Origin of the sequence: Xanthomonas sp. 10-10 (genome assembly GCF_040182365.1) — a bacterium.
GTDB classification, from domain to species: Bacteria; Pseudomonadota; Gammaproteobacteria; order Xanthomonadales; family Xanthomonadaceae; genus Xanthomonas; species Xanthomonas arboricola_F.
The window spans coordinates 3,639,994-3,654,705 of record NZ_CP144460.1 but is presented as its reverse complement, the minus strand read 5'-3'; the positions used below and the strand labels follow the sequence as shown (position 1 = coordinate 3,654,705).

Annotated in this window: 11 protein-coding genes; 4 read left to right on the top strand and 7 right to left on the bottom strand. The window is 66.9% G+C overall.

Going from position 1 to position 14,712, the window contains the following annotated elements; genetic code table 11:
* Positions 1-119: 119 nt before the first annotated feature.
* Positions 120-803, bottom strand: a complete 684-nt coding sequence (locus VZ068_RS15370) for a hypothetical protein (RefSeq protein ID WP_349655781.1) — start codon at positions 801-803, stop codon at positions 120-122.
* Positions 804-1,253: 450 nt separating this feature from the next.
* Here VZ068_RS15370 and VZ068_RS15365 point away from each other — a divergent pair, with 450 nt between their 5' ends.
* The gene (locus VZ068_RS15365) at positions 1,254-1,655 is read left to right on the top strand and encodes a hypothetical protein (RefSeq protein WP_349655780.1); all 402 of its coding nucleotides are present in this window, start codon (positions 1,254-1,256) and stop codon (positions 1,653-1,655) included.
* Between the two features lie 524 nt (positions 1,656-2,179).
* On the opposite strand, the gene VZ068_RS15360 is transcribed toward VZ068_RS15365, so the two are convergent.
* On the bottom strand, positions 2,180-2,752 hold the full coding sequence (locus VZ068_RS15360) for a sigma-70 family RNA polymerase sigma factor (RefSeq protein WP_104562684.1): 573 nt from the start codon (positions 2,750-2,752) through the stop codon (positions 2,180-2,182).
* Positions 2,753-2,781: 29 nt separating this feature from the next.
* Positions 2,782-4,596 (bottom strand): von Willebrand factor type A domain-containing protein, encoded by a 1,815-nt coding sequence (locus tag VZ068_RS15355; RefSeq protein ID WP_349655779.1) that lies wholly within the window; start codon positions 4,594-4,596, stop codon positions 2,782-2,784.
* A 743-nt stretch (positions 4,597-5,339) separates the two neighbouring features.
* On the opposite strand from VZ068_RS15355, the gene VZ068_RS15350 reads away from it, so the two are divergent.
* Both VZ068_RS15350 and VZ068_RS15345 read left to right on the top strand, forming a co-directional pair.
* On the top strand, positions 5,340-6,404 hold the full coding sequence (locus VZ068_RS15350) for a N(4)-(beta-N-acetylglucosaminyl)-L-asparaginase (RefSeq protein WP_259152013.1): 1,065 nt from the start codon (positions 5,340-5,342) through the stop codon (positions 6,402-6,404).
* Positions 6,401-7,147, top strand: a complete 747-nt coding sequence (locus VZ068_RS15345) for a copper homeostasis protein CutC (protein WP_349655778.1) — start codon at positions 6,401-6,403, stop codon at positions 7,145-7,147. The genes VZ068_RS15350 and VZ068_RS15345 overlap by 4 nt, the downstream gene beginning before the upstream one ends.
* 214 nt (positions 7,148-7,361) lie before the next feature.
* Here VZ068_RS15345 and VZ068_RS15340 read toward each other — a convergent pair whose 3' ends face one another.
* On the bottom strand, positions 7,362-8,438 hold the full coding sequence (locus tag VZ068_RS15340; protein WP_349655777.1) for a sialidase family protein: 1,077 nt from the start codon (positions 8,436-8,438) through the stop codon (positions 7,362-7,364).
* 463 nt (positions 8,439-8,901) lie between these two features.
* Between VZ068_RS15340 and VZ068_RS15335 the strand changes: the two genes are divergently transcribed.
* A complete protein-coding gene (locus tag VZ068_RS15335; protein WP_349655776.1) occupies positions 8,902-9,231 on the top strand; it encodes a RebB family R body protein in 330 nt (109 codons plus the stop codon).
* Between the two features lie 54 nt (positions 9,232-9,285).
* Here VZ068_RS15335 and VZ068_RS15330 read toward each other — a convergent pair whose 3' ends face one another.
* The 3 genes from VZ068_RS15330 to VZ068_RS15320 all read right to left on the bottom strand — a co-directional run bounded on the left by VZ068_RS15330 (position 9,286) and on the right by VZ068_RS15320 (position 14,626).
* The gene (locus VZ068_RS15330) at positions 9,286-9,489 is read right to left on the bottom strand and encodes a hypothetical protein (RefSeq protein ID WP_259152004.1); all 204 of its coding nucleotides are present in this window, start codon (positions 9,487-9,489) and stop codon (positions 9,286-9,288) included.
* A 701-nt stretch (positions 9,490-10,190) separates the two neighbouring features.
* Positions 10,191-12,026 carry a beta-galactosidase family protein gene (locus VZ068_RS15325; RefSeq protein ID WP_349657725.1) on the bottom strand — a complete coding sequence of 612 codons (1,836 nt, stop codon included), beginning with the start codon at positions 12,024-12,026 and terminating at the stop codon, positions 10,191-10,193.
* 257 nt (positions 12,027-12,283) lie between these two features.
* Entirely contained in the window at positions 12,284-14,626 is a 2,343-nt protein-coding gene (locus tag VZ068_RS15320; protein WP_349655775.1) for a GH92 family glycosyl hydrolase, read from the bottom strand.
* Positions 14,627-14,712 lie beyond the last annotated feature (86 nt).

The following is a 14,712-nucleotide window of genomic DNA, read 5'->3' as shown; positions in this document are numbered from 1 at the left end:
GCTGCGGTTGGCCTCCAAGACCAGGCAGCGTCCACAGCCATTGCGCGATTGGTCCATGTCGGTTCCAGGCAGAGGGTTGTGCCTGGCTGGCGGCCGAAACCCACCTGTAGGCGCCGGGCTCAATCGGCGCTCAGGGCGACCTGTACCTCGATGCGCAGGCGATCATCCGGTAGCTGCGCATTGGGCGCGATCTCGATCTGCGTGGACCAGCCGCGATCGCGACAGGCGGTACGCAGCTGGTCCACCCAACGCCTGACGTCAGGTGCATCCGGTGTGGCGGCTTCGAGACGCAGCCTGATCGGCGCGCGCTGGCCCGCGCGCAGATGGCGATCGATCCATTCGCCCGGGGTGCTCGACAGTGGCAGCAACTGCATTGCCGCGGCAGACGCAGCGCGCTGCCGCGCAGTGTCGGATGTCGCAAGCCTGCTGGCCGATATCGGGTTTGGCGCCGCTGCTTCGCCCGACATTGCTGCAGTGTTGTCTGCCTGCCGTCGCTGCGCCGCGGGGGCTTTCAGTGGAGCCGTTTTCGGCGGAGTGCGCGATAGCAGCCCGGAAGGCTGAGTGGCTGGGGTGGCACTGCCAGCCTGGATGGAAGGTGTCGACTTGCCGGCTTCGGCGAGTGATCGCTGCTGGGTGTCGATGGCCGGCACGGGTATGCCGGGCACGTGTGCCGAGGGGGGCGCCACTGCGTTCGGCCGCTCTTGCGTGGTCTGTTGCGCGCTGCCGTTGGCAATCGCGACAGATTCGCGCTCGGCAGAGAGGGGCTGCGTGGCGTCGACGTCCGTGTCGGCAATCGCTGCCATCGGGGCTGCAGGCATCGATGGGGACGGTGCAGCGACCATCGGTTCCGGCAAGACTGCAACAGGCGCAGGCGGTGCCGGTGGAGCGGGCGAGGCAGACGGCGCTGGACTCGGGGGAGCGGCGAATGCGGCTGAGGGCTTTGCCGATACGGGTGGTGGCATGGATGCCAATGGTGGTGGCACCGGCGAGCGTTCTGCGACCAAGTCGCCTTCGAATGCAGATGCGGAGTCGGACCCGCCCGGGCTTGCTGGCATCGGCGCAGCCTGCGATTCATTGGGCTGGTCTGCGGGCTCCTGGACGGCGACGCGTGCCGCCTCCATGGGGGGCGCGGGTAGCGGCGCGGTGGCCTGCCAGTGCAGCCCAACACCCACGGCCAGGGTAACCGAGGCGGCCAGCGCCAGCGCCGGCATCCAGCGTTGCCGGCGCGCGCGCCGCACCGCCGGTGTTGCCGCATGCAGCGTATCGGCTGCAGCACCACCAGGCGTTGTTGCGTTGGTCGTCACTTCGGCCGCTGCAATGGCCTGTGCCACGCTCTGCGCGGGATCGCCCGCTGCAGGACCGGGAACCTCAACGTTCGCAGCCCGCGCAGCTGGCTGACTGTCATCGGCCGACGCAGCCGCTTCAGCGCCGTCGTGCCGATACCATGCATCGCCATCGGTCGACTTGCTGCCGGTGGCCGGCGGCAGCTGCTGCAGCTGCTGCAGCCATGCACGCGTCGCGTCCTGCACGGGTGCGCCCAGTGCCTGCGCCGCATCCTCGCCGGCACTGAGGCGCTCCTGGATGGCAGCGCGCCGTGCGGCCTGGGACAGGTCGGCCTGCGCGGCTGCAGCAGCAAACACCGCAGCCATCGATGATGGCGGTTCGAACTGCTGCGCCGTTGTGTTGCGCGAGCCGTCAGTCGGCGTTGCGGTGTGGGGTCTGCCAGCCTGCACAGCCGATGCGAAAGACGCGGCATCCATCGATGCGGGCGGCTCGAACTGCGCGGTTTCTTGCATGGCTGCATCGCGTGCGCCTTCCGCCGGCGGCGTGGCCTGCGTCTGGTTGGATTGCGCAGTCGACGCGGCAACCGGCGCATCCATCGATGCGGTCGGCTCGAATTGCGTGGGTTCTTGCATGGCCGCACCGCGCACGCCTTCCGCCGGCGGCGTGGCTTGCGTGTGATCGGATTGCGCAGCCGACGCGGCAACTGGCGTGTCCCTCGACGCGAGTGGTCCGCATTGTGCGGCGTCTTGCGCAGCGGTGTTGCGTGCGCGCTCGGCCTGCTGCGCGGCCTGTGCAAACCAGGCATCCATGCGCGCAGGCGGAAGATAGCCCGGCTGGGCCTGCAACAGTGCAGCCAGGCCGTCGTCGCCAGCGAGGAAGCGTTCGAAGGCCGCGTTCATTGCACCGCGTCCAGGCTCAGGCGCAGTTTGGCGAAGGCGTAGCGCAGCCGGCTCTTGACCGTCTCGAAGCCGTCGCCCACCACCTGCGCGATGTCTTCCACCGCCAGCCCGACGAAGAAGCGCAATACCACCACTTCGCGTTGCGCATCGGGCAGGGCCATGACCGCTGCGCGCACGCGCTGTTGCTGCTGCCCCAGCATGGCCAGCTGCTCGGTGGACAGGTCATCGTCGGGCAGCTGCAGATGGGGGTCTTCCAGCGGCACCGAGGTGGCGACGTAGGCACTGCGCCGCGTGTCAAGCCAGGCATTGCGCGCGATCTGGAACAGGAAGCTGGTGAAGGCGGCCTGCCCCGGGCGGTAGTCGCTGCAGCGGGTCATCAGCTTGACCCAGGTTTTCTGCGCAAGGTCTTCGGCCTCGCTCAGATTGCCTTCGCACTGCCAGGCCAGGAAGTTGAACAGGGCGCGGTTATGGCGCTTGAACAACTCGGTGGCCGGTTGTTCGACAAAACCATTGGCGACGAGGAGCATGAGCTCCTCGTCGGGCAGCGGCGCAAGATCGGCTGGATGCATCCGCGCAGTATAGGCAACCGCCGCGTGCATCAGTCCGTGGTTGCGACCGGCCGGCTGCCGAGTGCTTCGGCCTGCTGCACCATGCGCAGGAAGTCGGCGCGATACCCGTACCGATCCTTGCCGATACTTCCTGCGGCCAGGGCGCGCACCTGCGGGAAATCCCAGCCGTGCAGCTGGCTACCACCGCGCAGGCGCTGGCCGAAACCGGCCACGGCTGCAGAGAAGCGGAAGGCCTCGCTGGAGGCATTCAATGCCACCTGCTGGTCGCGGCGGATGACGGTATCGAGCAGGCTGCTGCGGTGCGCGCTTGGCAATTTGTAGCGCAGTTTGAGGTGGGCAAGTTCGTTGTCTGCGTTGCCCGCCGGACGCAGCGGGCTGGCGGCGTAGCGCAGCGGATCGACCGACGCGGTGCTGTTGACCGGGGTGATTTCATACAGCGCGGTCACGCTGTGGCCGGCACCGATGTCGCCGGCGTCGACCTGGTCGTTGTTGAAGTCTTCGCGGCGCAGCGCACGATTCTCGTAGCCGATCAGGCGGTATTCCTGCACGGTGGCCGGGTTGAACTCGACCTGGATCTTGACGTCGCGCGCGATGGTTTCCAGCGTGGCGCCCAGCTCGTGGGTCAAGACCTTGCGCGCTTCCAGCGGCGAGTCGATATAGGCGTAGGCACCGTCGCCGGCGTCGGCCAGCTGCTCCATCAAGGTGTCGTTGTAGTTGCCGGTGCCAAAGCCCAGCGTGGACAGCGCCACGCCGGAACGGCGCTTCTCGGCCACCATGCCCTTGAGCGTATCGAAGTCGGTGACGCCCACGTTGAAGTCGCCATCGGTGGCCAGCAGGATGCGGTTGATGCCGCCACGCAGATAGCTTTGCTGCGCCGCCTTGTACGCCAGCTCGATGCCGCTGGCGCCGGCGGTGCCGCCTCCCGATTGCAGGCTGTCGATGGCTTCGACAATGCGGGCTTGTTGATTGCCTGAAGTGGGCGGCAGCACCACGGCGGTGTTGCCGGCGTAGGTCACCAGGGTGATGCGGTCCTGCGCGCGCAATTGACGCGTCAGCAGCTTGAGCGAGGATTGCAGCAACGGCAGCTTGTCGGGCGCGTCCATCGACCCGGAGACATCGACCAGGAACACCAGGTTGGCTGCCGGCAGCGCGGTGGTCGGGACATCGCGTCCGTTGATGCCGATGCGCAGCAGCAGGTGCTTGCCGTTCCAGGGCGCGGGAGCCAGTTCGGTGCGCACCGCGAAGGGCTGGCCATCGCGGGGCGCGGGGTCGTCGTAGCGGAAGTAATTGATCATCTCTTCCACGCGCACCGCATCCACCGGCGGCAGGCTGCCACTGGTGAGATAGCGCCGCACGTTGCTGTAGCTGCCGGTATCGACATCGATGCTGAAGGTGGACACCGGGCTTTCAGCGGCCTGCACGATCGGGTTGTCGCTGAGGGTCTGATAGGTCTCGCGATCTTCGGCTGGTGTAATCGACGCAAGCGGTGGTACGGGCATGGACTGGTCGGGCAGTGCGCGCCTGGCCATCAGCGTGGCCGCAGGTGCTTGCCGCGCAAGTGCGCCATAGACGCTCTGCGGCGCCGCGGGTGCTGGCGGGCTGGGCGCATGGACCATTTCAGCCGGGCTTGGATGCATCGGTGCAGGATCCGAGAGCACGGGTGGGGACGCGGGTTGGGGTTGCGGTTCGGCTGCGGGCGTATACGCGATGTCGGCTTTGTAGGGCGGCAACGCTACCGGGTTGGGAGTGGACGATGCGGGCGGGTCGCCAACGACGGGTGAGGTGGGTTCGTGCGAGCAGGCGCTCAGCAGCAAGGCGAGTGCGAGAAGGCTGTGACGTGGCATGGGAATCCTTTGCGTGGCGAGAACGAATGGGTGAACAACCGGGCAGCCCGAGGTCGCCGTGCACTGCGCCTCTGCAGGTGAAACGGGCCAGGGCAGCAAACGGGGTTAAACGGATGCAGTTTTTTTCCAAGCGCTGCCGTGGCGTTCAATGGCCGTCAGCGGCAGTGGCATGGTCGTGTCCGCTGCGTTGCGGATCCGGCTCGGCGACGCGCGGCGGGCGTAGCCGCGCTGGTGGGTTGAAGTGCGTGGAGAGCCCGCGACGGGGCGTAGGACTGGTGCAGCCCCCTTCATTGGCGCAGGTAATGTCCTGGGAGCCGAGCGTGGGCGTGCACGCCGACGGATCAGGTCGTTTTTTCATTGGCGGCTGGCGACTGCACGCGGTGGACCGGATGTGTTGCCGCTTGCCCGCCCGACGCCTTGGCTCTGTATTGGCGGGCAGGTCTTGGCACATGCCATCGACCTGGCGGTGAGTGCGCAGCTCAGCCATCGCCGACATCGGCGTGCCCGAGTCCACCGGCCTGCATCGCATCGACGTCCGTGCAGGCTGTCTGCCGCAACAGCCGCTGGCCGAAGCTGCGACCTTGCGAAAGCAGGCGCGGCTGCGCGCATCATGCCTGCGGGCGTTATGCCTCAATCCGCATCGCGGCGCGGGGTAATGCGGTTTATCCGCGGACGTTGCTGCCGCATGATGGGAGGATGCGGCGCAGTGCGCGGCATCTGTTTCCGTTATGGAGTTCGCCTGGATGATTCAACGTCGTCATTTCCTCAAGAGCGCCACCCTGGGCGCCATCGCTTCCGGTCTGGCCGGATGGGGCGCACGTGCGCAGGCCGCGGCCGCTGGCACGGCGGCGGTACGTCCTGCGGCGTTGCCCAAAGGTCAGGCACGGGTGATTTCCACCTGGGATTTCGGCGTGGCCGCCAATCAGGCCGCGTGGAAAATCCTCAGTGCCGGCGGCATTGCGCTGGATGCCGTGGAAGCGGGCGTGCGCGTGCCCGAAGCGGACCCGACCAATCCCACCGTCGGCCTGGGCGGCTACCCCGATCGCGACGGTCGGGTGACGCTGGATGCCTGCATCATGGATCACCTGGGCAATTGCGGCGCGGTGGCATCGCTGGAAGATGTGGTGCACGCCATCTCGGTGGCGCGCGCGGTGATGGAAAAGACCCCGCACGTGATGCTGGTCGGCGATGGTGCGCGGCAGTTCGCGTTGGAACAGGGCTTTCCGAAGACCAAGCTGCTGACGCCCAGCTCTGAAGCGGCGTGGAAGCAATGGTTGAAGACCTCCAAGTACTCGCCCGAGGCCAACGTGGAAAACCGCGCCTGGCGCGATGCCAAGCTGCCCGGCGGCAAGGACAATCACGACACCATCGGCATGTTGGCGCTGGATGCGCACGGCAACCTGTCCGGCGCCTGCACCACCAGCGGCATGGCGTGGAAGATGCACGGCCGGGTCGGCGACAGCCCGATCATCGGTGCCGGCCTGTACGTGGACAACGAGGTGGGCGGCGCGACCTCCACCGGCGTGGGCGAAGAGGTGATCCGCAATGTCGGCAGTTTTGCAGTGGTGGAAATGATGCGCCAGGGCAAGTCGCCGGCCGACGCCTGCCGCGAGGTGGTGATGCGGTTGATCCGCCGCAAGCCGGAGTTGACGCGCACGCTGCAGGTGGGATTTCTGGCGATGAACAAGCGTGGCGAGGTGGGTGCGTTCGCGATCCAGAAAGGCTTCAGTTACGCGGTGTGCGATGCGCAGCGGCAGGATCTGCTGGTGCCCGGCGAGAGCCATTACACCAGCGAGCCGGCGGCATGAGTGCATCGGGTCTTGAAGTGGCGGCCGATTCGGTGGCATCGGCCGTGGCCGCGCAGGACGGCGGGGCGATGCGGGTGGAGCTATGCGGCGGGCTGGATGGCGGCGGCCTGACGCCATCGTTCGGGACGCTGGCGGTGGTGCGCGCGCGCTTGCGGATTCCGCTTTATGTGCTGATACGCCCGCGCGTGGGCGACTTCGTGTTCAGTGCCGATGAGGTGGAGGCGATGCGCCGCGATGTGCAGCAGTGCGTTGCGCTGGGCTGCGATGGGGTGGTGCTGGGCGCGCTGGATCGTCATGGCCAGGTCGATATGGACACGATGCGGGTGTTGATCGATGCGGCCGGATCGCTGGGCGTGACCTTCCATCGTGCGATCGACGTCAGTGCCGAGCCTGCGCGCGCGCTGGAAGATGCGATCGCGCTGGGCTGCGAACGCGTGCTGACCTCCGGGGCACGCGCCAGTGCCATCGAGGGCGCGGACGTCATCGCCGCGCTGGTGCGGCAGGCCGCCGGCCGCATCGGCATCATGCCGGGCGCGGGTGTCTCCGAGCACAATGTCGCCGACCTGCGCGCCAGGACCGGTGCCTGCGAATTCCATGCATCCGCCCGTGGCCCGGTGGCTGCGCAGGTGCCTGCGCCGCATGCCTACATCAGCGACCTGGGCGGCGATTACCAGCGCACCGACGTGCAGCGGGTGCGCAGGATTGTGGACGGGTTGGGCGCGTCGGCTGCTGCAGCTGGCTGAGCGTTCCGGGCTGCTGCTTTATGCCTGGTGCAGCGCGGCCCTCATCCGCCCTTCGGGCACCTTCTCCCGCAGGCGGGAGTAGGAACGTTGATCGATGGCGGCGGGGGCGCCGGACTGCAGCGGCGTCGAGACGCTGAAGCGCAGCGTGTGGCGATGCCGGGGCAGCGCCGGCGCGAGGCGCGCGCTGCCCCGGCGCCGGAACATCGCGCCGCCGTCAGCCGCCGCCCTGGCCCGCAAGCAGTGTCGGATCGAGTACCACGTGTTTGATGCGCTGGCGCTTCCAGGTGTAGCTGATGTGCACCAGACCGTCGCGTGTCTGGATGACCGCCGGGTACGAGAATTCGTCCTTGGCGCTGTCTTCCAGCGTCACTACCCGCTGCCAGTGCACACCATCGTCCGACAGTGCCACCGCCAGCGTGCCGCGTCCCTCCCACCAGTCCTTGCCGGCGATGGCGGGGTTGTAGACCAGCAAGGCGCGACCGTCGCGCAGCAGCACCGCGTCGGTGCCGGAATTGGGGTTCTGCACTTCCAGCAGTTGCATCGGCTGCCAATGCAGGCCGCCATCGTCGGAGAAGGTGCTGAAGAGTTTGTTCTGCTGGCTGCGGCCCAACGCCTGTACGCGGCCGTCGGCATGCAGCAACAGGCTGGGCTGGATGGCGCCGATCACGCCGGGGTCGTTGAGCGGCATGCCGCGCTGCCAGTGCGCGCCGTCGTCGTCGCTCCATTCCAGATGCGCACGCCAGCCGCGGTCCTCGCTGCTGCTGGGTGCCAGGATGCGTCCACTGGGCAGTTGCAGCGGCTTGTTCTTGATCGGCCCGAGAATGCCGTTGGGCAACTGCTGCGGCGCAGACCAATGCGCTCCATCGTCGGCCGAGGTCATGCGCAGCCCCCACCATTGCCGCGGGTTGGGACCGAGCTTGTAATACAGCTGCACCGGGCCGGTGGCCGATTGAAACAGCACTGGATTCCAGGCCGGTACGCTCGCTCCCTGCGTGCCGGCGTGCGTGCCATCGGCAATACGGCGTGGTGGCTGCCAGTGCTGCGCGTCGCGCCGGGTCAGCCAGATGCCGACGTCGGCCGCACCTTCGTGTGCGCCTCCGAACCAGGCCGCCAACAGATGGCCATCGCGGGTTTCCAGCAGGGTGGATGCGTGCGCCTGCGGGGTGGGTGCCGGGTCGGCGATGAACTCGCTGAGCATGATCGGCGAAGGCGGAAACACGGGAGAGCGTGCCTGCGCGTTGCAGGCCGCAAGACCGGCAACAAGGCAGGTCAGCAGGCGAGTGGAAAACATCGGGGTCCGGTGTTGTGTGGATTCAATAGAGACCTCTTTATCATCTATTGAATACCTGTGCCTTGACCATCCTGGGCGGCAGCGGTTGCCAACCATGTGCGGCAAGGGCAACTGGTCGGGCGCGCCAGCGAGGCGGTCGGTAAGCAAGTCCACAGGCGTTGGCATGTCTCTGCCGCCGCAGGATCGCCACGTGGCCAAGTGCGTTGACGGCAAGGTTCATGCCGGCGCAGCTGGTGGAGCTGGCCTGGCGCCATGGCCGGATCGACGATTGGTGGCTGGACGGCACATCGGTGTTGCGACGTGCATTGCGAAGCTGCATTGCGCCGATTCAGCGATACGCCCCTGCGCCGTTATCGGAAGGGCACCGCGTGCGTTGTAGCCCGGTCTGTACATCGCGACGTCGCGAGCAGGCCATTAACGGTCAGGGCGCAAGCCGTGCATTCCGCCCACCCAGGAGCCGAGCATGGCCATTCCAACTACAGTAAATGCCCAGATCACCGATGCCGTCACCCAGTCCAACGTCAAGGTCGTAGGACAAGCGCCAGCGATCGCGCTGGGCTCGGTCTACCAGACCATGGCCCATTCGAGCGGCATCCTGTTCCAGAACGCCGTCGCGGCGCAGCAACAGCAAAACACCCTGGCGCAGGCCGCGACCAACCAGGGCGTGATGCAGATCTACAGCGTGGATACCACGGCGTGCGCCGGCGCGAGCGAGCACGTGGCGCAGACCGGCGTGGCCGACAATCTGACCAGCCTGCTCACCGTGCTCAAATCGTTCCAGTCCGGCAGCTGATGCGCGTTGGCGGCTTGCGAACGCGGCCGCCACCGCTGCACGTCCTCGGTGTGCTCAGGTCGCGTTGTCGTCGCGGACCTGCGGCGGCAACAGCGTCTGCGGCTTCTTGGCCGACTGGGTCTGGCACAGGAAGGTCATCGTATGCGCCGCTTCGGTGCTGTCCATCGGCTTGCTGTGAAGCTGCTGGGCAAATGCGTGCTGGGTATGCTCCGGGGCAACGGAGGTGGACTCTTCGGCAACAACGGTGGACGACGACATGCAACGCTCCTGGAACCTGCAATCAGGCCGTCTACGTAGCAACCAAAGCGCCCCCGTAACGGTGTCAGCCGGTGATCTTGCCTGGAATATGGTCCGCCCGATACCAGGGCGGCAGCAGGCGGTACAGGTGCACCGGACTTCCAGATAGCGGCGCGCGGGGCACGGACTGAAGGGCAGGGAGCCAGGGCGGCTGACGCGCAGTTGGCCTGCGGTGGGTTTGGCGGTGGCGCAGGGTGGGCGAGGGCTGTGTCCGTGCCGTAACGCTGTTGGCCGGACCGTGGACTTGCGCGGGGATGTGCCGGGCACAGGCTGGCTGCATGCGGCCATGCAGTCCATGCAGTCCATGCAGCCCATGCGGATTGATCCGTACCCTCACCTCAACCTCTGTTCCGGCGGGAAAGGGGCTCTGTCGAGGGCGGCTGGGGTTTGATCGCTTCGCTTTTCGGGAGAAGGCCCCCGCAGGGGCGGATGCGGGGGCGGCATGGCTTGGTGTGCCTGGGACCACGCGCATCACGCAGTGGGGCAGTGCTGGCGCACGCGGTTGGCATCCAGGGAAGTAGTGGGGTTAACGCGTGCGGCGCGCCGCGCGCTGGTGCCGGCCGGTCGCCCCGTACCTTCACCCCAACCCCTCTCGCAAAGGGAGAGGGGCTTGAGCATTGCAGTCGCGTACCACCTTCAGGGCCTGCGCGACGGTGCAGCGCTCACTGCTCCGGCTTGAGCCACACCTGCTGTTTCAGGCCGCGCACGCCGGGTTTGGTGGTGCTGTCCAGGTCGAACACCACCACGCTGTTGTCGCCCTTGCGCTGGAACGGCGCGGGGAGATACAGCGCCGTTTGCGGGCCGATCTTCCAGTGGCGGCCCAGGTTGACGCCGTTGGCCCAGGCGATGCCCTTGCCGAAGGCGCGCATGTCCAGGTAGGTGTCGGTGGGCGTGCCGATGCGCAGGTTGCCGCGGTGGAAGGCGGGGCCTTGCACGGGTTTGCGGGTCCAGCCGTGGAGGCTGTCGGGCGAGCGCATCGGCAGCGGGAAGGCCTGCCAGCCGGTGAGCTGCCGGTTGTCCAGCAGTACCGGGTCGACCAGGCCGGCGCGGCCGTCGGCCATGCGTGGGCCGTAGTTGATGCGGCCGCTGTTTTCGACCAGGACATCCAGCGTGTGCTGGCCTGCAGGAATATCCACGTCGGTGGAGACCTGCTGCAACCGGCGCTCGACGCTGCCGACCGGCTTCTGATCGACGTACACCCGCGCCACATCGCGCACCTCGCCCAGATACAGCGAACCCTTGCGCGGGCCGGTGATGGTGGTGCGGTAGAGGATGTAGCCGTAGTCCTGGCCGAAGTGCTCCATCGGCTGTGGGGTGTCGATGGCGATCGGTGCGGGCAGGTTGTCCCACAGCGAGGCGGATTCGCGTAACTGGGTTTGCGGCAGTGCGGCCATGACGATCGGTGCCGGCAATGCGGGCGGCTGTACGCCGGTGACCCGGGCGATGGCATCGCGCATCAGCGCGAACTTGGGCGTGGGCTGGCCGGCTTCGTCGAGGATGGCGTCGTAATCGTAGCTGGTGGTCTGCGGCGCGTAATGGTCGCTGGGATTGCCCTGGAAATTGGCGCCATTCATGAAGCCGAAGCTGGTGCCGCCGATGAACATGTAGAGGTTGGCCGAGTGGCCCTGGCGCAGGATCCATTCCAGTTCTTCGGTCTGCTGTTTGGCATCGGTGCTGGCGTGCGGCGTGCCCCAATGATCGAACCAGCCGGCCCAGTATTCGCCGACCATGCGCGGTTGTTCGGGGCGGAACTTGATCAACTTGTCGAACGCGCTCTTCGCCTCGCCTGGCGCGAAATTCACCACTGCCAGGGTGTCGGGCAGGGTGCCATTGGCGAGCATGTCGGCACCGTCGGAGGTGAACAGCAGCGCCTTGTCGAAGCCGGCCTTGATGAACATGGCGCGGTTGTCGGCCATGTAGGCGTGGTCGTCATCGTAGGAGCCGTATTCGTTCTCCACCTGCACGGCGATGATCGGGCCGCCGTTGTGGTTGAGCAGCGGTTGCACCTGTGTTGCCACCGCATCCAGGTATGCCTGGCTGGCACCGAGAAAGCGCGGGTCGCGGCTGCGCACGCGGATGTTGTCCTTGCCGAACAACCACGCCGGATAACCGCCGGCTTCCCATTCGGCGCAGGCATAGGGGCCGGGGCGCAGGATGACGTTGAGGCCTTGCGCGGCGGCTTCGCGCACGAAGGCGGCCACATCGTTGTTGCCGGAAAAATCGAACTGGCCTTGCTGCGGTTCGACCAGATTCCAGAACACGTAGGTCTCCACGGTGTTCAGGCCGAGTGCGCGCGCTTTTTGCAGGCGGTCCTTCCAGTAAGCGCGTGGAATGCGCTGGAAATGGATGGCGCCGGAGAGGATCTGATACGGCTTGCCATCGCGCACGAACTGCGTGCCCTGGGTGCCGAAGGCGGGCCAGGACTCGGGCGTAGCAGCGGAGGCGGGCAGCGCGAGCGCCAGGGCCAGAACCAGGGGGGCAAGAGTGGTACGCAGCATGGAGGTCTCGATGTAGGTGGGGCCGGTGGTGCGGGTGGACGGCAGGCGGCCGTGTTTGCGTTCTGCCCTCATCCGCCCTGCGGGCACCTTCTCCCGCTTGCGGGAGAAGGGAAGAGCAATTCCCGCCTGCGGAATCAGAAAGCAACTTCCACTCGCGAATAAACAAGCGATCCTTGTTTTTGCGTGAGCGGGGAAGGACGTTCCCCATTCGCGCAGCAAGAAGCGAACGCGCCGCTCGCGCAAGCGACGTACCGGCATTACGCGAACGACGGTGGCAGATCCTTCTTGTCTGCGCCGAAGGCCGGGTTCGGCTTGGGTCCCATCGCAAATTCCAGCGTGCCGCCGGCAGCCAGCTCGGTGTGACGTAGCCAGGCGCGGGTGAGCGATTTGCCGTTGAAGGTCAGCGACTGCACATAGACGTTCTGCGCGCTGTTGTCCTTGGTCACGATGCGCAGTGTGCGGCCGTTGCCCACGTCCAGCGTGGCGCGCTCGAACAATGGGCTGCCGAGCACGTAGTTGCCGCTGACCGGGTCCACCGCATACAGGCCCAGCGCGCTGAGCACGAACCAGGCGCTCATCTGCCCGCAGTCTTCGTTGCCGGACAGGCCATTACGCGCGTCATGGTATTGCTCGCGCAGCAAGCGGCGCACCATCGCCTGAGTCTTGTACGGCTGGCCGGCGTAGGCGAACAGATAGGCCACGTGATGGCTGGGCTCGTTGCCATGCGCGTACTGGCCGACCAGGCCGTCGATATCCGGTGGCGCATCGGCCGGCAGTTCGGAGCTGGTGGAAAACAGTTCGTCCAGCTTGGCGACGAAACCGTCGCGGCCGCCGTACAAATCCATGTAACCGTACAGGTCGTGCTGGTTGAGGAAGGTGGCCTGCCAGGCGTTGGATTCGGTGAAGTCGCGCCATTTGGCGATGTGGCCCATGCCGCGCGGGTCGAATGGTTTGGCCCAGCTGCCATCTTCCAGGCGCGCCTGCACGAAGCCGCTGTCGCGGTTGAAGACATTGCGGTAGTTGCGCGAGCGTGCGCGCAGCGCGCGTGCATCGTCGGTTGCGCCGGCAGCCTGCGCCAGGTGCGCGCAGGCCCAGTCGTCATAGGCGTATTCGAGGGTGCGGCTGACCGCTTCGTCCACCTTGTCGGCGGGGATGTAGCCAAGCTTGCGGTAGTACGCCAGGCCGTGCGTGGTGTCGTCCATCGCACGTTTGCGGTAGGCCGGCCACGCCGCGGCGTAGTCGATTCCGGTAAAGCCCTTGGCGTGCGCTTCGGCCAGCACGACGGCGGAGTGGTAGCCGATCATGCAGCCGGTCTCCACGCCTTGCAGCGGCCAGATGCCCACGCCGTCCGGGCATTCGTTGGCGCCGCGGACCAGGCACTGCACCAGGTCGGGAACGCGCTCGGGTTGTACCAGGGTGAGCAGCGGATGCGCGGCGCGGTAGGTGTCCCACAACGAGTAGGTGCTGTAGTTGTTGTAGCCCTTGGGTGCGGTGTGGATCTGCAGGTCCATGCCGCGGTAACGGTTGTCCACGTCGCTGAAGAGCGTCGGCGCCAGCAGGCTGTGATACAGGCCGGTGTAGAAGATGCGGCGTTGCGCGTCGTCATCGCTGTCGATGCGCACACGTGCCAGCTCCTTCTCCCAGGCGGCCACCGCTTGCGCATGCACGCGGGAAAAGTCGAAGTCCGGCAGCTCGGCGTCGAGGTTGGCCAGTGCATTGTCGGCGCTGACGGCGGAGATGCCGACCTTGATCAGCAGTGGCGCATCGGAGGCATCGGGGAAGTGCAGTGCGGCCTTCAGATGCACGCCATCGGCGCTGCGCGTGCCGGCGGCCAGCGGCTGGTCTTCGTTGTACAGCTGCACCTGTTTGAACGGCCGCGACAGCCGCAGGGCGAAATAGATGTAGCGGCCCTGCGCCCATTGGTAGACGCGCCGGCCACCGGTGAGGGTGCGCTCGTCGACCACACGCAGCTGCGCATCGCTGACGCGGGTGGGGATGCCGGGTTTGTCCTGCATGCCGTGGCACAGGTCCAGCAGTACGTGCGCCGGTTTGCCCTTGGGGAAGTGATAGCGATGCAGGCCTGCGCGCGCAGTGGCGGTGAGTTCGGCATGCACGCCGCTGTCCTTGAGCCGCACGCGGTAATAGCCCGGCGAGGCGGCTTCGTCGCTGTGGCCGTAGCGCGAGCGGTAACCGGCATCCGGGTCGTCCAGTGGGCCGGGCACCAGCTTGACCTCGCCGGTGGCGGGTACCAGCAGGAAATCCAGCATGTCGCCGATGCCGGTGCCGGACAGATGGGTGTGCGAGAAGCCCATGATCGAACCGTCGGATTCGTGGTAGCCCGAGCACGAGTCCCATACCGCGTTATAGGTGTCCGGGCTCAGCTGCACCATGCCGAACGGCAAGGTCGCGCCGGGGAAGGTGTGGCCATGGCCGCCGGTACCGATGAAGACGTCCACGTGACGGGTGAGGTCGGCACGCACGCGCGCATCGGCCGGCAGCGCGTAGTTGCCGGCGCGTGCGCGGGCTGCGCCGGGCAGGCCTACGCTGCCGAACAATGCCGCTGCGATGGCGCCTTGGAGAAAACCGCGTCGTGTTGCCATGTGTGTGGTCTCTGAATGTGCGGGCCGATGCCGGGGCACCCTCATCCGCCCTTCGGGCACCTTCTCCCGGCGGGAGAAGGGAAGAT

Coding starts and splice junctions, on each gene's coding strand:
- VZ068_RS15335 (WP_349655776.1), top strand. CDS start 8,902: ATGGCCATTCCAACTACAGTAAATGCCCAGATCACCGATGCCGTCACC.
- VZ068_RS15325 (WP_349657725.1), bottom strand. CDS start 12,026: ATGCTGCGTACCACTCTTGCCCCCCTGGTTCTGGCCCTGGCGCTCGCG.
- VZ068_RS15345 (WP_349655778.1), top strand. CDS start 6,401: ATGAGTGCATCGGGTCTTGAAGTGGCGGCCGATTCGGTGGCATCGGCC.
- VZ068_RS15360 (WP_104562684.1), bottom strand. CDS start 2,752: ATGCATCCAGCCGATCTTGCGCCGCTGCCCGACGAGGAGCTCATGCTC.
- VZ068_RS15370 (WP_349655781.1), bottom strand. CDS start 803: ATGGCAGCGATTGCCGACACGGACGTCGACGCCACGCAGCCCCTCTCT.
- VZ068_RS15350 (WP_259152013.1), top strand. CDS start 5,340: ATGATTCAACGTCGTCATTTCCTCAAGAGCGCCACCCTGGGCGCCATC.
- VZ068_RS15320 (WP_349655775.1), bottom strand. CDS start 14,626: ATGGCAACACGACGCGGTTTTCTCCAAGGCGCCATCGCAGCGGCATTG.
- VZ068_RS15330 (WP_259152004.1), bottom strand. CDS start 9,489: ATGTCGTCGTCCACCGTTGTTGCCGAAGAGTCCACCTCCGTTGCCCCG.
- VZ068_RS15340 (WP_349655777.1), bottom strand. CDS start 8,438: ATGTTTTCCACTCGCCTGCTGACCTGCCTTGTTGCCGGTCTTGCGGCC.
- VZ068_RS15365 (WP_349655780.1), top strand. CDS start 1,254: ATGCAGCGTATCGGCTGCAGCACCACCAGGCGTTGTTGCGTTGGTCGT.
- VZ068_RS15355 (WP_349655779.1), bottom strand. CDS start 4,596: ATGCCACGTCACAGCCTTCTCGCACTCGCCTTGCTGCTGAGCGCCTGC.